Source organism: Mitsuaria sp. TWR114, assembly GCF_007997345.1.
In genome coordinates, this window is the sequence record NZ_VOSR01000297.1 from 1 (window position 1) to 1,245 (window position 1,245).

Genomic DNA, 1,245 nt, shown 5'->3' on the forward strand with positions numbered 1-1,245 from the left:
CTGGCGCGGCAGGTGGCGGGCCTGCGCGCCCAGGCCGACCGCGTCCAGCATCTCCTCGACACGGCGCGCGTCGGGCTTGCCCTGCAGCAGCAGCGGCAGGGCGACGTTGTCCCGCACGGTCAGGTGGGGCAGCACATGGAAGGCCTGGAACACGAAGCCGAGTTGCTCGCGGCGCAGCCGGGCCTGGCCGGATTCGTCCAGCGCCAGCAGGTCGCGGCCCTGCAGCACCACCTGGCCGCGATCCAGCGGCTCGAGCGCCGCCAGCCCGTTCAGCAGCGTGGACTTGCCGCTGCCGGATTCGCCGAGCAGCGCCAGCATCTCGCCGCGATGCAGCGTCAGCGAGAGGTGCTCGAACAGGGTTTGCGCGCCGTAGCGCTTGGTCAGGCCGGTGGCGGTGAGGAGGGGGACGTCCATCGTCGAGCTCAGTCGGCGCCGGCAGTGGCGGTGTCGTCGGCGAGCGCGATCAGCTGTTCGAGCGCGTCGGGCGCTTCCGCCGCCACCACGCGCCGCGCCGGCATGCTGCGCAGCCAGGTGATCTGGCGCTTGGCGAGTTGCCGCGTCGCGGCGGTGCCCAGTTCGCGCAGGGCCGCGAGGTCGGGCGCGGCCTCGTTGGCGTCGAGCAGTTCCCAGGCCTGCCGATAACCGACGCAGCGCATCGAGGGCAGCCCCAGGTGCAGGTCGACGCGGGCGCGCAGGCGCCGCACCTCGTCGACGAAGCCCTGTTCGATCATCAGCTCGAAGCGCTGCGCGAGGCGCTGATGCAGCCAGGCGCGTGCCGCATCCGAGGGCTCCAGGGAGATCAGCGGCCAGTCGACGCCCTGCGCGCGCTGGCGCCGGTAGAGCGCCGACATCGGCTCACCGCTGAGCAGGCAGACCTCGAGCGCGCGCTGGATGCGCTGCGCGTCCAGCGGCGCCAGGCGGGCGGCGGTGTTCTGGTCCAGCGCGGCCAGCCGCGCGTGCATCGCGGGCCAGCCGTCGCGGGCGGCCTCGGCATCGAGTTGCGCGCGCAGCGCTGGATCGGCCTGCGGCAGCTCGGACAGGCCGTCGAACAGCGCCTTGAAATACAGCATCGTGCCGCCGACCAGCAGCGGCCGCGCGCCGCGGGCCTGGATCTCGGGCACCAGCCGCAGCGCGTCGCGGACGAACTGCGCCGCCGAGTAGCTCGCGGTCGGCTCGAGGACGTCGATCAGGTGATGCGGCACCGCGGCGAGTTCTTCCGGCGTCGGCTTGGCGGTGCCGATGTCC

The 1,245-nt window shown here is 73.4% G+C and carries 2 protein-coding genes; both read right to left on the reverse strand.

Annotated features, from left to right (window positions below):
• Positions 1–414, reverse strand: a 414-nt coding sequence (locus FUT87_RS12300) for an ABC transporter ATP-binding protein (RefSeq protein ID WP_147241197.1), incomplete at its 3' end; no start/stop codon positions are given.
• A gap of 8 nt (positions 415–422) precedes the next feature.
• The coding region (miaA, locus tag FUT87_RS12305) for a tRNA (adenosine(37)-N6)-dimethylallyltransferase MiaA (RefSeq protein ID WP_147241198.1) at positions 423–1,245 on the reverse strand (823 nt) is incomplete at its 5' end.